The organism is Stenotrophomonas sp. Y-13 (genome assembly GCF_046267925.1).
GTDB lineage: Bacteria > Pseudomonadota > Gammaproteobacteria > Xanthomonadales > Xanthomonadaceae > Stenotrophomonas > Stenotrophomonas acidaminiphila_A.
In genome coordinates, this window is sequence record NZ_CP176501.1 from 830807 (window position 1) to 846171 (window position 15365).

Here is a 15365-nt window from a genome sequence, read left to right on the forward strand (position 1 = left end):
GCCCCCGCCGCCGCCGGCCAAGCATGGCCGGCAGCTGAAGCGCAAGAGGCAGGCGGCCCCCGGGACTTGCAAAGCCCCGGGAATGCTGACAGAATGCACGACCACTCGCGGGGCTCATGCTTGCATGGGCCCCGCAACCAGCGAAATGAAGGGCAGGACGCGCTTCGTATTCGCCAGACTAAGGACAGGTCGCGTGGGTCGCTCCAGGGCATCGGGGCGCTTTCTGCGCGTTTGTTTGCGTCTGGGGCGGGCCGGGAAACCGGGCCGCCCTGCTGTTTTGAAGGGATTCGTGCGCCGGCCGGGTGGTGTGGCCGCGCATTCATGGGGTCCGGTACACAAGAGGCCGGGCCTGTCGCTCTTTAGACCTATAGGAACACCGTCATGGCGGACCAAAAGATCCGGATTCGGCTGAAGGCGTTCGATCATCGCTTGATCGACCGCTCGGCCAGCGAGATCGTTGAAACGGCCAAGCGGACCGGCGCGCAAGTGCGTGGCCCGATCCCGCTGCCGACCAAGATCGAACGTTACACCGTTCTGGTTTCCCCGCACGTCGACAAGGACGCGCGTGACCAGTACGAAACCCGCACGCACAAGCGCGTGCTCGACATCGTCGACCCCAACGACAAGACCGTGGACGCGCTGATGAAGCTCGAACTGGCTGCCGGCGTCGACGTTCAGATCAAGCTGACCTGAGGACTGCGACCATGACGAAGAAGTATTCGTTGGGCTTCGTGGGCCGCAAGGCCGGCATGAGCCGCGTTTTCACCGAAGACGGCCAGTCCATCCCGGTGACCCTGATCGAAGCCACCCCGAACCGCATCGCGCAGGTCAAGACCGTCGAGACCGACGGCTACAGCGCCGTGCAGGTGACCGTTGGCGCCCGTCGCGCCGCCCTGGTAAACAAGCCGGAAGCCGGCCACTTCGCCAAGGCCAAGGTCGAAGCCGGCCGTGGCCTGTGGGAATTCCGCGTCGAGGACGCCCAGATCGGCGATTACGCCGTCGGTGGCGAAGTCAAGGCGGACATCTTTGCCGTTGGCCAGAAGGTCGACGTCCAGGGTGTCACCAAGGGCAAGGGCTTCCAGGGCACCATCAAGCGCTACAACTTCACCATGGGCGACGCCACCCACGGTAACTCGCTGTCGCATCGCGCGCCGGGTTCGTTGGGCCAGCGCCAGACCCCGGGTCGCGTTTTCCCGGGCAAGAAGATGGCCGGCCACATGGGTGCCGTGCAGCAGAGCACGCAGAACCTGGAAGTGGTCAAGGTCGACGTCGAGCGTGGTCTGATTGCCGTCCGTGGTGCCGTTCCGGGCGCTGCCGGTGGCGACGTGATCGTGCGTCCGGCGAGCAAGGCATAAGGAGAGATGACGATGGAACTCGTTATCACGGGTAGCAACAACAAGGTCTCGGTCTCCGAAGCCGTGTTCGGTCGCGATTTCAGCGAGGATCTGGTCCACCAGGTCGTCGTTGCCTACCGCAACGCCGCTCGCGCCGGTACCAAGGCACAGAAGACGCGCTCTGAAGTGGCCGGCACCACCAAGAAGTCGAAGAAGCAGAAGGGTGGTGGCGCTCGCCACGGTGCCCTGACCGCTCCGATCTTCGTCGGCGGTGGCGTCACCTTCGCGGCCAAGCCGCGCAGCTTCGAGCAGAAGGTCAACCGCAAGCAGTACCGCGCCGCCATGTGCGCCATCCTGTCCGAGCTGAACCGCCAGGGCCGCCTGACCATCGTCGAGTCCTTCGACGTGGAAGCGACCAGCACCAAGGGTCTGATCGGCAAGCTGGCTGGCCTGGAAGTGGGCAAGCGTCCGCTGATCGTCACCGAAGAGGCGTCCGAGCATCTGTACCTGTCGGCCCGCAACCTGCCCTACGTGCAGGTGCGTGACGTGCAGGGCCTGGATCCGGTCGCGCTGGTGGGTGCCGACACGGTCGTCATCACCGCCGATGCGGTCAAGAAGGTCGAGGAGTGGCTGGCATGAGCAGCAACGAAAAAATCTTCAGCGTGCTGCGCGCTCCGCGAGTCTCCGAAAAGACCGCGCGCCTGCAGGAACTCTCCAACCAGTACGTCTTCGAAGTCTCGAACGAAGCAACCAAGGCCGATGTGAAGGCCGCGGTCGAGCAGCTGTTCGACGTCAAGGTCGAGGCCGTCAACGTGGTCAACGTCAAGGGCAAGAGCAAGTCCTTCCGTAACCGCGCTGGCCGTCGCGGCGATTGGCGCAAGGCGTACGTGCGTCTGGCCGATGGCCAGTCCATCGATGTAACGGCCAAGGCCTGAGGTACATCCCATGCCATTGATGAAATTCAAGCCCACCTCCGCAGGCCGTCGTTCGGCCCTGCGCGTGGTCACGCCCGATCTGCACAAGGGCGCACCGCACGCGGCGCTGGTGGAGTCGCAGAGCAAGTCCGGTGGTCGCAACCACCATGGCCGCATCACCACCCGTCACGTGGGTGGTGGCCACAAGCAGCACTACCGCATCATCGACTTCAAGCGCAACAAGGAAGGCATTCCGGCGCGCGTGGAACGCATCGAATACGATCCGAACCGCACCGCCCACATCGCCCTGCTGTGCTACGTCGACGGTGAGCGCCGCTACATCATCGCCCCGAAGGGCCTGAAGGCGGGTGACCAGGTCATCTCCGGCGCGCATGCGCCGATCAAGACCGGCAACACCCTGCCGCTGCGCAACATCCCGGTCGGTACCACCATCCACGGCATCGAGCTGAAGCCGGGCAAGGGCGCCCAGATCGCCCGCGCCGCCGGTGCTTCGGTGCAGCTGGTGGCTCGCGAAGGCATCTACGCCACCCTGCGCCTGCGCTCGGGTGAAATGCGCAAGGTGCCGGTCGAGTGCCGCGCCACCATCGGTGAAGTCGGCAACGACGAGCACAACCTGGAGAAGCTGGGCAAGGCCGGCGCCAAGCGTTGGCGCGGTGTCCGCCCGACCGTCCGCGGTGCCGCCATGAACCCGGTGGACCACCCGCACGGTGGTGGTGAGGCCAAGGCCGGCCAGGGTAATCCGCATCCGGTCACCCCGTGGGGTGTCCCGACCAAGGGTTACAAGACGCGCCATAACAAGCGCACCCAGCAGTTCATCGTCCGCGATCGTAGGGGCTAATCGACCATGGCACGTTCACTCAAGAAGGGCCCGTTCGTCGATCACCACCTCGTCAAGAAGGTGGAGGCCGCTGCGGGCAGCAAGAAGCCGATCAAGACCTGGTCGCGCCGTTCGATGATCCTGCCGGAAATGGTAGGCATCACCATCGCCGTGCATAACGGCAAGAACCACGTACCGGTTCTCGTCAACGAGAACATGGTCGGCCACAAGCTCGGCGAATTCGCCATCACCCGGACCTTCAAGGGTCACGGTGCTGACAAGAAGTCGGGCAAGTAAGGAGAGATGACGATGGAAGCGAAAGCAATCCTGCGCACCGCGCGCATCTCCCCGCAGAAGGCCCGTCTGGTCGCTGACCAGGTGCGCGGCCTTCCGGCCGAGCGTGCGGTCAATCTGCTGAAGTTCTCGGACAAGAGGGCCGCCGCCCTCATCAAGAAGGTGGTGGAGTCGGCCATCGCGAACGCCGAGAACAACCAGGGCGCCGACGTCGATGAGCTGAAGGTCAAGACCATCATGGTTGATGAAGGTCCGAGCCTGAAGCGCTTCATGGCCCGCGCCAAGGGCCGCGGCACGCGCATTCTCAAGCGCACCAGCCACATCACCGTGGTCGTGGGCGAGGGCAAATAACGATGGGTCACAAAGTTCATCCGATTGGTATCCGCCTGGGCATCGCCAAGGACTGGAACTCCAAGTGGTACGCCAACAAGGCCGAGTTCGCCAGCTACCTGGCGGCCGACCTGAAGGTCCGCGAGATGCTTCGCAAGAAGCTGGCGCAGGCCGGTATCTCCAAGATCCTGATCGAGCGTCCGGCCAAGACCGCGCGCGTGACGATCCACACCGCCCGCCCGGGCGTGGTGATCGGCAAGCGTGGTGAGGACATCGAGAAGCTGCGCAAGGAAGTGAGCGAAGTGATGGGCGTCCCGGCGCACATCAACGTCACCGAAGTGCGCAAGCCGGAGCTGGACGCGCAGCTGGTCGCCGAGTCGATCGCGCAGCAGCTGGAGCGTCGCATCATGTTCCGCCGCGCGATGAAGCGTGCGGTCGGCAACGCGATGCGCCTGGGTGCCCTGGGCATCAAGGTCAACGTGGCTGGCCGCTTGAACGGCGCTGAAATCGCCCGTTCGGAGTGGTACCGCGAAGGCCGCGTGCCGCTGCACACCCTCCGCGCCGACATCGACTACGGTTTCGCTGAGGCCAGCACCACCTACGGCATCATCGGCATCAAGGTCTGGATCTACAAGGGCGAGGTCTTCGATTTCTCCCAGGTTGGCCAGGAAAAGCAGGACGACAGCCCGCGCAGCGATCGCAATGATCGTGGCGACCGTGCCGACCGTCCGTCGCGCCCGGCTCGTGAAGCGAGGTAACGGCAATGTTGCAACCCAAGCGAACCAAATACCGCAAGATGTTCAAGGGCCGCAACGACGGCCTGAGCTGGAGCGCCAATGCCGTCAGCTTCGGTGAGTACGGCCTGAAGGCCACCGCTCACGGCCAGCTGACCGCGCGCCAGATCGAAGCGGCCCGTCGTTCGATCAGCCGTTACGTCAAGCGTGGCGGCAAGATGTGGATCCGCGTTTTCCCGGACAAGCCCATCACCAAGAAGCCCATCGAAGTCCGAATGGGTGCCGGTAAGGGTGGCGTGGAGTACTGGGTCGCCCAGATCCAGCCGGGCCGCATGATCTATGAAATCGAGGGTGTTTCCGAGGAAGTGGCGCGCGAGGCGTTCCGCCTGGCGTCGGCCAAGCTCTCGGTCACCACTACTTTCGTGACCCGGACGGTGCGCTGATGGACATCAAACAACTCCGCGAGAAGTCGGCTGACGAACTGAAGGCCCACCTGGTCGACCTGCGCAAGGAGCAGTTCTCGCTCCGCATGCAGGCCGCCACCGGCCAGCTGCCGAAGACCCACGAAACCCGCCGGGTGCGCCGCGAGATCGCTCGCGTCAAGCACCTGATCGGCAGCACGAAGTAAGGATGGCTGCGATGAGCGAAAATACTGAAAGCAAGACGCTGCGCACGGTCGAAGGTCGTGTCGTCAGCAACAAGATGGACAAGACGGTCACCGTGTTGGTGGAGCGCCAGGTCAAGCACGCCCTGTACGGCAAGTACATCAAGCGCTCGACCAAGCTGCACGCTCACGACGCCGAGAACACCTGCAACGAAGGTGATTTCGTGCGTGTGACCGAGATTGCGCCGCTGTCCAAGACCAAGAACTGGCGGGTGGTGGAAATCATCACCCGCGCAGCGAAATAAGGAGCCTGAATCATGATTCAGATGCAGAGCTACCTCGACGTCGCTGACAACTCCGGTGCCAAGGAAGTGATGTGCATCAAGGTGTTGGGCGGCTCGAAGCGCCGTTATGCCCACATCGGCGACATCATCAAGGTCACCGTGAAGGACGCGATTCCGCGCGGCAAGGTCAAGAAGGGCGAAGTGTACGACGCCGTCGTGGTGCGTACCCGCAAGGGTGTGCGTCGCGCCGACGGTTCGCTGATCCGTTTTGACGGCAACGCCGCGGTCCTGCTGAACAACAAGCAGGAGCCGATCGGCACCCGTATCTTCGGGCCGGTGACCCGTGAACTTCGTTCCGAGAAGTTCATGAAGATCGTCTCGCTCGCTCCCGAAGTGCTGTGAGCGACAGGAGATAATCATGGCTAACCGTATCAAGAAGGGCGACCAGGTCGTCGTCAACACCGGCAAGGACAAGGGCAAGCAGGGCGAAGTCGTCCGCGTCGACGGCGACCGCGTGGTCGTCGCCAACGTGAACATCGTCAAGCGCCACACCAAGCCGAACCCGCAGGCAGGCGTTGCCGGCGGCGTGGTCGAGCGTGAAGCTTCGATCCATATCTCCAACGTCAATGTCCTGAACCCGGCTTCGGGCAAGGGCGAGCGCGTTGGCTTCAAGGTGCTGGAGGATGGACGCAAACTGCGTGTGTTCCGCTCCAGCGGTGAGGCGATTGACGCCTGAGGAATGAGCTGATGACTTCCCGTCTCGAAAAAATCTACAAGGAAGAAGTGGTGCCGGCGCTGATGAAGCAGTTCGGCTACACCAATCCGATGGAAGTGCCGAAGCTGGTCAAGATCACCGTCAACATGGGCGTCGGCGAAGCCGCGACCAACAAGAAGGTGCTCGAGAACGCCGTGGCCGACATGACCAAGATCACCGGCCAGAAGCCGGTGGTCACCAAGTCGCGCATCTCGGTGGCCTCGTTCAAGATCCGCGATGGCTGGCCGATCGGTTGCAAGGTCACCCTGCGCCGCAACACCATGTTCGAATTCCTGGATCGCCTGATCAACATCTCGCTGCCGCGCGTGCGTGACTTCCGCGGCGTGTCGGGTCGTTCGTTCGACGGTCGCGGCAACTACAACATGGGCGTGAAGGAACAGATCATCTTCCCGGAAATCGACTTCGACGCCGTCGACGCGATCCGCGGCATGGATATCGCCATCACCACCACCGCCAAGACCGACGCGGAAGCGAAGGCGCTGCTGGCAGCGTTCAAGTTCCCGTTCCGTAACTGATCCGTCGAGGAAACCGAAATGGCAAAGACCTCCATGGTCAACCGCGACATCAAGCGGGAAAAGCTGGCCAAGAAGTACGCCGACAAGCGTGCGGCTCTGAAGAAGATCGTGTCCTCGGTGGACGCGAGCTACGAAGAGAAGATCGAAGCCGCGGCCAAGCTGTCCAAGCTGCCGCGCGATTCGTCGCCGAGCCGCCAGCGCAACCGCTGCGAACTGTCGGGCCGCCCGCGTGGCGTGTACCGCAAGTTCGGCCTGGGCCGCAACAAGCTGCGCGAAGCCACCATGCGTGGCGACGTGCCGGGCCTGCGCAAGGCCAGCTGGTAACAGACCTCCGCGCCGGGCCGCAAGGCCCGGCCGGCGGGCCGGCAGGGTGACCTGCCGGCAAGACAGGGAGTCCGACGCAAGTCGGACTTTTTGTCGTATACTCCCGCGTCTTGCCCGGCCGGAATTGCGGGTGACGTTGGAAAAGGGCCCCGGCCCATCCCGGGAAAACTCGAGATTTTCGCGAAAGCGGATATCGGTGCACTCAAAGGTATACACATGAGCATGACTGATCCCATCGCCGACCTGCTGGTCCGCATCAAGAATGCGGCCGCGGTTGGCAAGCAGACGGTGAAGGCACCGTCGTCCAAGATCAAGGTGGCGATTGCCCAGGTCCTGAAGGACGAGGGTTACATCACCGACCTGCGCGTCAACCAGCTGGACAACAACAAGGCCGAGCTGGAAATCGTCCTCAAGTACTTCGAGGGCAAGCCGGTCATCGCGACCCTGAAGCGCTACTCGCGTTCGGGCCTGCGCCAGTACCGTGGCAAGAGCGAGCTGCCGAAGGTCCTCAACGGCCTGGGCATTGCCATCATTTCCACCTCCAAGGGCATCATGACCGATGCGCAGGCGCGCCAGCAGGGCGTCGGCGGTGAAGTCCTGTGCTTCGTGGCCTAAGCGAGAAGGAGTAGAACATGTCCCGCGTAGCCAAGAAGCCGATCAACCTGCCCAAGGGCGTTGAACTGAACATCCAGCCGGAATCCGTGAGCGTGAAGGGCCCGAAGGGCACCCTGTCGCTGAACAAGTCCGCTGGCGTTGAAATCACCATCGACAATGGCGTCGTCACGCTGAATCCGAAGGACATCTCCTTCGATGCGCTGACCGGCACCGTGCGTTCGATCCTGGCCAACATGGTCAAGGGCGTGTCCGAAGGCTTCGAGAAGAAGCTGGAGCTGGTGGGCGTGGGTTACCGCGCTGCCATGCAGGGCAAGGACCTGAACCTGTCGCTGGGCTTCTCGCACCCCGTCGTGTTCGTGGCGCCGGAAGGCATCACCCTGGCCACCCCGACGCAGACGGAAATCGTCGTGCAGGGCGCGGACAAGCAGGTGGTCGGCGAAGTCGCCGCCAAGATCCGTGGCTACCGCCCGCCGGAGCCCTACAAGGGCAAGGGTGTGAAGTACGCCGGTGAGAACATCATTCGCAAGGAAGCCAAGAAGGCCTAATTCCTAGGTTTTCAGCTTTCGAGGATAAAGATCATGAACAAGAACATCGCTCGCCTGCGTCGCGCCAAGTCGACCCGTTCGCACATCCGCACCCTGGGCGTGCCGCGCCTGTCGGTGCTGCGCACCGGCCAGCACCTGTACGCGCAGGTCTTCACCGCCGACGGCTCGAAGGTGCTGGCTGCCGCCAACACCACCCAGGCCGACGTCAAGGACGGTCTGAAGAACGGCAAGAACGCCGACGCCGCCGCCAAGGTGGGCCGCATCGTCGCCGAGCGCGCCAAGGCCGCCGGCGTCGAGAAGGTCGCCTTCGACCGCTCGGGCTACCGCTACCACGGCCGCATCAAGGCCCTGGCGGACGCCGCGCGCGAGGCCGGCCTGCAGTTCTAAGGGATCCGGGCAGGGGGCCGATGGCCTCCTGCCCACCCGCTCGCCGGCCTGAGCGAGGCCGGACGGCGCCGTTCTTCTGCAGCGGCCCACCGGAACAACGCGTCATTCCACAACCATAAGCGGCCCCGAGCCGTACATACCCAACAACCAAGGAATCAACATGGCAGAAGAACGTCAGCAGCGGGGTCGCGACCGCGACCGCAACCGCGAAGAGAAGATCGACGACGGCATGATCGAGAAGCTGGTCGCGGTCAACCGCGTCAGCAAGACCGTCAAGGGTGGTCGCCAGTTCACCTTCACCGCCCTGACCGTGGTCGGCGACGGCGAAGGCAAGGTCGGTTTCGGCTATGGCAAGGCGCGCGAAGTGCCGGTCGCCATCCAGAAGTCGATGGAGCAGGCCCGCAAGAACCTGGTCAACGTCGACCTGAACAACGGCACCCTGTGGCATCCGGTCAAGGACGGCCACGGCGCCGCCCGCGTGTTCATGCAGCCCGCCTCGGAAGGTACCGGCGTGATCGCCGGCGGTGCCATGCGCGCCGTCCTGGAAGCGGTTGGCGTGAAGAACGTGCTGGCCAAGGCCACCGGTTCGCGCAACCCGATCAACCTGGTCCGCGCCACCGTGAAGGGCCTGGCGGGCATGCAGTCGCCGGCGCGCATCGCGGCCAAGCGTGGCAAGAAGGTGGAGGAACTCAACCATGGCTAATGAGTCCAACAAGACCGTGAAGGTGCGCCTGGTGCGCGGCCTGCGTGGAACCCAGTCGCGCCACCGCCTGTCAGTGCGTGCCCTGGGCCTGAACAAGCTCAACGATGTGCGTGAACTGAAGGACAGCCCGCAGGTTCGCGGCCTGATCAACAAGGTTCAGTACCTCGTCCAGGTTGAGGAGTAATCGACCATGACTCTGCGTCTCAATGAACTGAGCCCGGCTCCGGGCGCCCGCACCGAGCGCACCCGCGTCGGCCGCGGTATCGGCTCGGGCCTGGGCAAGACTGCCGGCCGCGGCCACAAGGGTTCGTTCGCCCGCAAGGGTGGCGGCAAGATCAAGGCCGGCTTCGAAGGCGGCCAGACCCCGATGCAGCGCCGTCTGCCGAAGATCGGCTTCCGTTCGCCGATCGCCAAGGACACCGCTGAAGTGCTGCTGTACCAGCTGGACAAGCTGCCGGCCGGCGAGATCGATTTCGCCGCCCTGCGTGCCGCCAAGCTGGTTCCGAGCACCGCCAAGAAGGCCAAGATCGTCGTCAAGGGCGAAGTGACCAAGGCGTTCACCCTGAAGGGCGTCGCCGCCACGGCCGGTGCCAAGGCCGCGATCGAAGCTGCCGGCGGCAGCGTACAGGAGTAACGGGAACATGGCGCAAGCTGGCATCGGTAACCTCGCGGGCGGAATGGGCAAGTTCACTGAACTTCGCCAGCGTCTTCTGTTCGTAGTCGGGGCATTGCTCGTCTATCGCATCGGCTGCTACGTGCCGGTGCCGGGCGTCAATCCCGATGCCATGCTTGCGCTGATGCAGGCGCAGGGCGGCGGTATCGTGGACATGTTCAACATGTTCTCGGGCGGCGCCCTGCACCGTTTCAGCATCTTCGCGCTGAACGTGATGCCGTACATCTCGGCATCGATCGTGATGCAGCTGGCGGTCCACATCTTCCCCGCGCTCAAGGCGATGCAGAAGGAAGGCGAGTCGGGCCGCCGCAAGATCACCCAGTATTCGCGCATCGGCGCCGTGCTCCTGGCCATCGTGCAGGGCGGCTCCATCGCGCTGGCACTGCAGAACCAGGTGTCCCCGGGCGGCGCACCGGTCGTCTACGCGCCGGGCATGGGCTTCGTGCTCACCGCCGTGGTCGCGCTGACCGCCGGCACCATCTTCCTGATGTGGGTCGGCGAGCAGGTCACCGAGCGCGGCATCGGCAATGGTGTCTCGCTGATCATCTTCGCCGGCATCGTCGCCGGCCTGCCGGCCGCGGTCATCCATACCCTGGATGCGTACCGTGACGGCAACATGAGCTTCATCTCGCTGCTGCTGATCGTCATCGTGGTGCTGGCGTTCACCTATTTCGTGGTGTTCGTCGAGCGCGGCCAGCGCCGGATCACGGTGAACTATGCGCGCCGCCAGGGCGGTCGCAACGCGTACATGAACCAGACCTCGTTCCTGCCGCTGAAGCTGAACATGGCGGGCGTGATCCCGGCGATCTTCGCCTCCAGCATCCTGGCCTTCCCGGCCACGCTGGCGATGTGGTCCGGCCAGGCCAGCTCCGCCACCTGGCTGCAGAAGGTGGCCAATGCGCTGGGCCCGGGCGAGCCGCTGCACATGATCGTGTTCGCCGCGCTGATCACCGGTTTCGCGTTCTTCTATACCGCGCTGGTGTTCAATTCGCAGGAAACCGCGGACAACCTGAAGAAGTCGGGCGCGCTGATCCCGGGCATCCGTCCGGGCAAGGCCACCGCCGAGTACATCGACGCGGTGCTGACCCGCCTGACCGCGGCCGGCTCGCTGTACCTGGTGATCGTCTGCCTGCTGCCGGAACTGATGCGCACCCAGCTCAATGCCTCGTTCTACTTCGGCGGCACCTCGCTGCTGATCGTGGTGGTGGTGGTGATGGACTTCATCGCCCAGGTGCAGGCGCACCTGATGTCGCACCAGTACGAGAGTCTGCTGAAGAAGGCCAACCTGAAGGGCGGCAACCGCGGCGGTTTTGCGCGCGGCTGATTCCCCGGCTATACTTTCCGCTTCATAGCGAGAAGGCCGCCCTGGTTCCCGGGGCGGGTCTTCAAGACAGAAGGGCGGCCCCTGCAGCGGTTCCGGGTGGGGGTGTGATGTGGTTGTTCCGCGCGGGAGTAGCGCGGGCGGCTCGGAGAGCGATCTCCCTGCCAGGCACATCCGGCGCCGGAGCATGGGCACACTCCCCACGCCGGGCTCATGGAACCTTGTGTTCCACGGGCTTCCAAGCAAACCGGGACCTTGTTAGAATCGCTAGTTCACTTTTTTGATCCATCCTGCCGGAATGGCGCGCCACGCGGTGCGCATTCGGCCATCACTCAGCTGGAGAACCGCGTCATGGCGCGTATTGCAGGCGTCAACCTGCCAGCCCAGAAGCACGTCTGGGTCGGGTTGCAAAGCATTTACGGCATCGGCCGTACCCGCTCGAAGAAGGTCTGCGAAGCCGCAGGCGTTACTTCGACCACCAAGATCCGCGACCTGTCGGAGCCGGAAATCGACCGTCTGCGCCTCGAAGTGGGCAAGTACATCGTCGAAGGCGACCTGCGTCGTGAAGTCGGCATCGCCATCAAGCGCCTGATGGACCTGGGCTGCTACCGCGGCCTGCGTCACCGTCGCGGCCTGCCGCTGCGTGGTCAGCGCACCAAGACCAATGCACGCACCCGCAAGGGTCCGCGCAAGGCGCTTAAGAAGTAAGGGACCTAGAAAATGGCTAAGCCCGCTGCTGCTAAGACCAAGAAGAAGATCAAGCGCGTCATCACCGACGGCGTCGCCCACGTCCACGCTTCTTTCAACAACACCATCGTGACCATCACCGACCGCCAGGGCAATGCACTGTCCTGGGCGACCTCCGGTGGTGCCGGCTTCCGCGGTTCGCGCAAGTCGACTCCGTTCGCTGCGCAGGTCGCCGCCGAGAAGGCCGGCAAGGCCGCGCTGGACTACGGCGTGAAGTCGCTGGAAGTCCGCATCAAGGGTCCGGGTCCGGGCCGTGAGTCGGCCGTGCGTTCGCTGAACAACGTCGGCTACAAGATCACCAACATCATCGACGTGACGCCGATCCCGCACAACGGGTGCCGTCCGCCGAAGAAGCGTCGCGTCTAAAGGAGCGATAAGAAATGGCTCGTTATATCGGTCCTACCTGTAAGCTCGCCCGTCGCGAAGGCGCCGACCTGTCGCTGAAGAGCCCGGCCCGTGCGCTGGACTCCAAGTGCAAGCTGGAGCAGAAGCCCGGCCAGCACGGCGCCACCGCCCGCAAGGGCAAGCTGTCCGACTACGCCACCCAGCTGCGCGAAAAGCAGAAGGTCAAGCGCATCTACGGCCTGCTGGAGCGCCAGTTCCGCAACTACTACAAGAAGGCCTCGACCAAGAAGGGCAACACCGGCGAGAACCTGCTGCAGCTGCTGGAAACCCGCCTGGACAACGTCGTCTACCGCATGGGCTTCGCCGTGACCCGTCCCGCTGCGCGCCAGCTGGTCTCGCACCGCGGCGTCACCGTGAACGGCAAGTCGGTCAACCTGGCCTCGTACCAGGTCAAGGCCGGCGACGCGATCGCCCTGTCGGAAAAGGCTGCCAAGCAGCTGCGCGTCCAGGAAGCCCTGACCATCGCCGAACAGCATGACCTGAGCCCGTCGTGGGTCGAAGTCGATTCGAAGAAGTTCAGCGGCGTGTTCAAGGCCGTGCCGGATCGCGCCGACCTGCCGGCGGACATCAACGAAGCGCTGATCGTCGAGCTGTACTCGAAGTAATTCACATTGGAGAACCCCCGGCGACGGCCGGGGGTTCACTAGGAGAACCCGCAACATGACGGTTACCGCCAACCAGGTTCTGCGTCCCCGCGGTCCGCAGATCGAACGCCTTACCGACACCCGCGCCAAGGTCGTTATCGAGCCCTTGGAGCGGGGTTACGGGCATACGCTGGGCAATGCCCTGCGTCGCGTGCTGCTGTCGTCCATCCCGGGCTTCGCCATCACGGAAGTCGAGATCGACGGCGTGCTGCATGAGTACACCACGGTCGAAGGGCTGCAGGAGGACGTGCTCGAAGTCCTGCTCAACCTGAAGGACGTGGCCATCCGCATGCATTCCGGCGACAGCGCCACCATTTCCCTGTCCAAGCAGGGTCCGGGTGTGGTGACTGCCGCTGACATCAAGGTCGACCACAACGTCGAAGTCCTCAACGGCGAGCAGGTCATCTGCAACCTGACCAAGGACACGGCGATCAACATGCGCCTGAAGGTCGAGCGTGGCTTCGGCTACCAGCCGGCGGCCTCGCGTCGTCGTCCGGACGAAGAAACCCGCGCCATCGGCCGCCTGGTCCTGGACGCCTCGTTCTCGCCGGTCCGCCGCGTCGCCTACGCCGTGGAAGCGGCCCGCGTCGAACAGCGCACCGACCTGGACAAGCTGGTCATCGATATCGAAACCAACGGCACGATCGACGCCGAGGAAGCCGTCCGCACCGCGGCCGACATCCTCAGCGACCAGCTGTCGGTGTTCGGTGACTTCACCCACCGCGACCGCGGTGCGGCCAAGCCGGCCAACAACGGCGTGGATCCGGTGCTGCTGCGCCCGATCGACGACCTGGAGCTGACCGTGCGTTCGGCCAACTGCCTGAAGGCCGAAAGCATCTACTACATCGGCGATCTGATCCAGAAGACCGAAGTGGAGCTGCTCAAGACCCCGAACCTCGGCAAGAAGTCGCTGACCGAGATCAAGGAAGTGCTGGCCCAGCGTGGCCTGTCGCTTGGCATGAAGCTGGAGAACTGGCCGCCGGCCGGCGTCTCCGCCCACGGCATGCTGGGCTGAGCAAACCCTGTTTCCCCGCATGGGCGACCATGCGGGGAACGGCATGAAGCAGTACCCGCGCCGATGGCTTGAAAGCCACGGTGCCGGTCGTCCAGGGAACGGGGCGGCCAGGACCACCCGCAGTCCACAGCAGCAACGCCAGGAAGGCGACAACGATGTCCAACGAACCACCATTGACCAAGGAATAGACCCATGCGCCACCAGAAGTCGGGCCGCAAGTTCAACCGCACCAGCGCCCACCGCGAAGCGATGTTCAAGAACATGGCCGCCTCGCTGTTCAAGCACGAGCTGATCAAGACCACCCTGCCGAAGGCCAAGGAACTGCGCCGCGTCGCCGAGCCGCTGATCACCCTGGCCAAGGTCGACTCCGTCGCCAACCGCCGCCTGGCCTTCGCCCGCCTGCGTGACAAGGAAGCCGTCGGCAACCTGTTCACCGTGCTGGGCCCGCGCTATGCCACCCGTCCGGGCGGCTACCTGCGCCTGCTGAAGTGCGGCTTCCGCGCCGGCGACAACGCGCCGATGGCCTACGTCGAGCTGGTGGACCGCCCGGCCGTCGTTGCCGAGGAAGTGGCCGAGTAATCGCGCCTTCCCGCAACGCGCTGCAACGAAAAGCCCGGCACTGCCCGGGCTTTTCGCTTTTCCGGGGCCGGGGCCGCAGGGCGCATTCGGCCGCGCATGCGCGCTGCCCGCGTCGTTCGCGCGACCGGGGCCTCGGGGCGAACTGCCGGCGATGGCACGGCGCGACGGCTGCAGGGTGCGCATGCCGGGTCACCGGCGCGGTGATGCTGCCGCGCGGCGGCCGGCCTGTTACGCTTGCAGGATCAGTGATCCCGGAATGACATGATGAATCCTTTGCGGTGGAGCTTCCGCGCGCAGTGCCTGCTGGGCTTCCTGGCCTGCGCGGGCCTTCTGGCGTTCGCCATCTGGATGCAGCTGGAAATGGGCCTGGAGCCTTGTCCGCTGTGCATTTTCCAGCGCATCGCTTTCGCCGCGCTGGGATTGGTGTTGCTGTTGGGTGCACTGCACGGGCCGTCCACGCGCGGTGGCCGCGGCTTCTACGGCGTGCTGGCGTTCATCGCCGCGGCCGTGGGTGCCGGCATCGCCGGGCGCCACGTCTACGTGCAGCTGCTGCCGAAGGACCTGGGCAGCAGCTGCGGCCCGCCGTTGAGTTTCCTCAGCGAGACCATGGGGCCGTTCGAGGTGTTCCGTACCGTGCTTACCGGCACCGGCGACTGCGGCAACATCGACTGGACGTTCCTCGGCCTGAGCATGCCGATGTGGAGCCTGGTGTGGTTCGCGCTGCTCGGGGCGTGGGCGCTGTATGCCGGCCTGCGCGCGCGCCGGACGCGCCTGTTCTGAGTCCG

Annotated in this window: 28 protein-coding genes; all 28 read left to right on the forward strand. The window is 64.4% G+C overall.

The window, feature by feature from the left end; translation table 11 throughout:
* The first annotated feature begins 381 nt into the window (after positions 1-381).
* The 28 genes from rpsJ to ACJ7VY_RS03715 all read left to right on the forward strand — a co-directional run bounded on the left by rpsJ (position 382) and on the right by ACJ7VY_RS03715 (position 15360).
* Positions 382-693, forward strand: a complete 312-nt coding sequence (gene rpsJ / locus ACJ7VY_RS03580) for a 30S ribosomal protein S10 (protein ID WP_005408208.1) — start codon at positions 382-384, stop codon at positions 691-693.
* Between the two features lie 11 nt (positions 694-704).
* Positions 705-1355, forward strand: a complete 651-nt coding sequence (rplC, locus tag ACJ7VY_RS03585; protein WP_054663304.1) for a 50S ribosomal protein L3 — start codon at positions 705-707, stop codon at positions 1353-1355.
* A 12-nt stretch (positions 1356-1367) separates the two neighbouring features.
* Positions 1368-1973: a 50S ribosomal protein L4 gene (gene rplD, locus ACJ7VY_RS03590; protein WP_054668595.1), complete on the forward strand. Its 606-nt coding sequence runs from the start codon at positions 1368-1370 to the stop codon at positions 1971-1973.
* Positions 1970-2269, forward strand: a complete 300-nt coding sequence (gene rplW / locus ACJ7VY_RS03595) for a 50S ribosomal protein L23 (RefSeq protein ID WP_054663307.1) — start codon at positions 1970-1972, stop codon at positions 2267-2269. The genes rplD and rplW overlap by 4 nt, the downstream gene beginning before the upstream one ends.
* Before the next feature lie 10 nt (positions 2270-2279).
* The gene (gene rplB, locus ACJ7VY_RS03600; RefSeq protein ID WP_056931946.1) at positions 2280-3107 is read left to right on the forward strand and encodes a 50S ribosomal protein L2; all 828 of its coding nucleotides are present in this window, start codon (positions 2280-2282) and stop codon (positions 3105-3107) included.
* A gap of 6 nt (positions 3108-3113) precedes the next feature.
* Positions 3114-3383, forward strand: a complete 270-nt coding sequence (gene rpsS, locus ACJ7VY_RS03605; RefSeq protein WP_104938139.1) for a 30S ribosomal protein S19 — start codon at positions 3114-3116, stop codon at positions 3381-3383.
* Positions 3384-3395: 12 nt separating this feature from the next.
* Positions 3396-3731, forward strand: a complete 336-nt coding sequence (rplV, locus tag ACJ7VY_RS03610; RefSeq protein ID WP_409476380.1) for a 50S ribosomal protein L22 — start codon at positions 3396-3398, stop codon at positions 3729-3731.
* Between the two features lie 2 nt (positions 3732-3733).
* Positions 3734-4468, forward strand: a complete 735-nt coding sequence (rpsC, locus tag ACJ7VY_RS03615; RefSeq protein WP_054663315.1) for a 30S ribosomal protein S3 — start codon at positions 3734-3736, stop codon at positions 4466-4468.
* 5 nt (positions 4469-4473) lie between these two features.
* Positions 4474-4887 carry a 50S ribosomal protein L16 gene (rplP, locus tag ACJ7VY_RS03620; RefSeq protein ID WP_054663318.1) on the forward strand — a complete coding sequence of 138 codons (414 nt, stop codon included), beginning with the start codon at positions 4474-4476 and terminating at the stop codon, positions 4885-4887.
* Positions 4887-5072, forward strand: coding sequence for a 50S ribosomal protein L29 (rpmC, locus tag ACJ7VY_RS03625; RefSeq protein WP_055767495.1), 186 nt, complete (start codon positions 4887-4889; stop codon positions 5070-5072). The genes rplP and rpmC overlap by 1 nt, the downstream gene beginning before the upstream one ends.
* An 11-nt stretch (positions 5073-5083) precedes the next feature.
* Complete coding sequence (rpsQ, locus tag ACJ7VY_RS03630; protein ID WP_055767498.1) at positions 5084-5353, forward strand: 30S ribosomal protein S17; 270 nt, start codon at positions 5084-5086, stop codon at positions 5351-5353.
* A 12-nt stretch (positions 5354-5365) separates the two neighbouring features.
* A complete protein-coding gene (rplN, locus tag ACJ7VY_RS03635; protein ID WP_003479595.1) occupies positions 5366-5734 on the forward strand; it encodes a 50S ribosomal protein L14 in 369 nt (122 codons plus the stop codon).
* 16 nt (positions 5735-5750) lie between these two features.
* A complete protein-coding gene (gene rplX, locus ACJ7VY_RS03640) occupies positions 5751-6068 on the forward strand; it encodes a 50S ribosomal protein L24 (protein WP_054663326.1) in 318 nt (105 codons plus the stop codon).
* Positions 6069-6079: 11 nt separating this feature from the next.
* Positions 6080-6622, forward strand: a complete 543-nt coding sequence (gene rplE, locus ACJ7VY_RS03645; protein WP_104938140.1) for a 50S ribosomal protein L5 — start codon at positions 6080-6082, stop codon at positions 6620-6622.
* Positions 6623-6640: 18 nt separating this feature from the next.
* Positions 6641-6946: a 30S ribosomal protein S14 gene (rpsN, locus tag ACJ7VY_RS03650; RefSeq protein WP_054663332.1), complete on the forward strand. Its 306-nt coding sequence runs from the start codon at positions 6641-6643 to the stop codon at positions 6944-6946.
* Between the two features lie 216 nt (positions 6947-7162).
* Positions 7163-7561: a 30S ribosomal protein S8 gene (gene rpsH, locus ACJ7VY_RS03655; RefSeq protein ID WP_104938141.1), complete on the forward strand. Its 399-nt coding sequence runs from the start codon at positions 7163-7165 to the stop codon at positions 7559-7561.
* A gap of 17 nt (positions 7562-7578) precedes the next feature.
* Complete coding sequence (gene rplF, locus ACJ7VY_RS03660; RefSeq protein ID WP_104938142.1) at positions 7579-8106, forward strand: 50S ribosomal protein L6; 528 nt, start codon at positions 7579-7581, stop codon at positions 8104-8106.
* A 33-nt stretch (positions 8107-8139) separates the two neighbouring features.
* Positions 8140-8493, forward strand: a complete 354-nt coding sequence (rplR, locus tag ACJ7VY_RS03665) for a 50S ribosomal protein L18 (protein WP_054663339.1) — start codon at positions 8140-8142, stop codon at positions 8491-8493.
* Between the two features lie 160 nt (positions 8494-8653).
* Positions 8654-9196 carry a 30S ribosomal protein S5 gene (gene rpsE, locus ACJ7VY_RS03670; protein WP_054663341.1) on the forward strand — a complete coding sequence of 181 codons (543 nt, stop codon included), beginning with the start codon at positions 8654-8656 and terminating at the stop codon, positions 9194-9196.
* A complete protein-coding gene (gene rpmD / locus ACJ7VY_RS03675) occupies positions 9189-9380 on the forward strand; it encodes a 50S ribosomal protein L30 (protein WP_005408214.1) in 192 nt (63 codons plus the stop codon). Before rpsE ends, rpmD begins: the two co-directional genes overlap by 8 nt.
* A gap of 6 nt (positions 9381-9386) precedes the next feature.
* Positions 9387-9830, forward strand: coding sequence for a 50S ribosomal protein L15 (gene rplO, locus ACJ7VY_RS03680; RefSeq protein ID WP_054663344.1), 444 nt, complete (start codon positions 9387-9389; stop codon positions 9828-9830).
* Between the two features lie 7 nt (positions 9831-9837).
* On the forward strand, positions 9838-11193 hold the full coding sequence (gene secY / locus ACJ7VY_RS03685) for a preprotein translocase subunit SecY (protein ID WP_054663347.1): 1356 nt from the start codon (positions 9838-9840) through the stop codon (positions 11191-11193).
* Positions 11194-11541: 348 nt separating this feature from the next.
* Entirely contained in the window at positions 11542-11898 is a 357-nt protein-coding gene (gene rpsM, locus ACJ7VY_RS03690) for a 30S ribosomal protein S13 (protein WP_054663350.1), read from the forward strand.
* 12 nt (positions 11899-11910) lie between these two features.
* The gene (gene rpsK, locus ACJ7VY_RS03695; protein ID WP_054663352.1) at positions 11911-12303 is read left to right on the forward strand and encodes a 30S ribosomal protein S11; all 393 of its coding nucleotides are present in this window, start codon (positions 11911-11913) and stop codon (positions 12301-12303) included.
* Between the two features lie 14 nt (positions 12304-12317).
* Positions 12318-12947: a 30S ribosomal protein S4 gene (gene rpsD, locus ACJ7VY_RS03700; RefSeq protein ID WP_054663355.1), complete on the forward strand. Its 630-nt coding sequence runs from the start codon at positions 12318-12320 to the stop codon at positions 12945-12947.
* Between the two features lie 55 nt (positions 12948-13002).
* Positions 13003-14001 carry a DNA-directed RNA polymerase subunit alpha gene (locus tag ACJ7VY_RS03705; RefSeq protein WP_104938143.1) on the forward strand — a complete coding sequence of 333 codons (999 nt, stop codon included), beginning with the start codon at positions 13003-13005 and terminating at the stop codon, positions 13999-14001.
* Positions 14002-14193: 192 nt separating this feature from the next.
* The gene (gene rplQ / locus ACJ7VY_RS03710) at positions 14194-14580 is read left to right on the forward strand and encodes a 50S ribosomal protein L17 (RefSeq protein WP_161613299.1); all 387 of its coding nucleotides are present in this window, start codon (positions 14194-14196) and stop codon (positions 14578-14580) included.
* 264 nt (positions 14581-14844) lie between these two features.
* Positions 14845-15360, forward strand: a complete 516-nt coding sequence (locus tag ACJ7VY_RS03715; protein WP_161613300.1) for a disulfide bond formation protein B — start codon at positions 14845-14847, stop codon at positions 15358-15360.
* Positions 15361-15365: the final 5 nt, after the last annotated feature.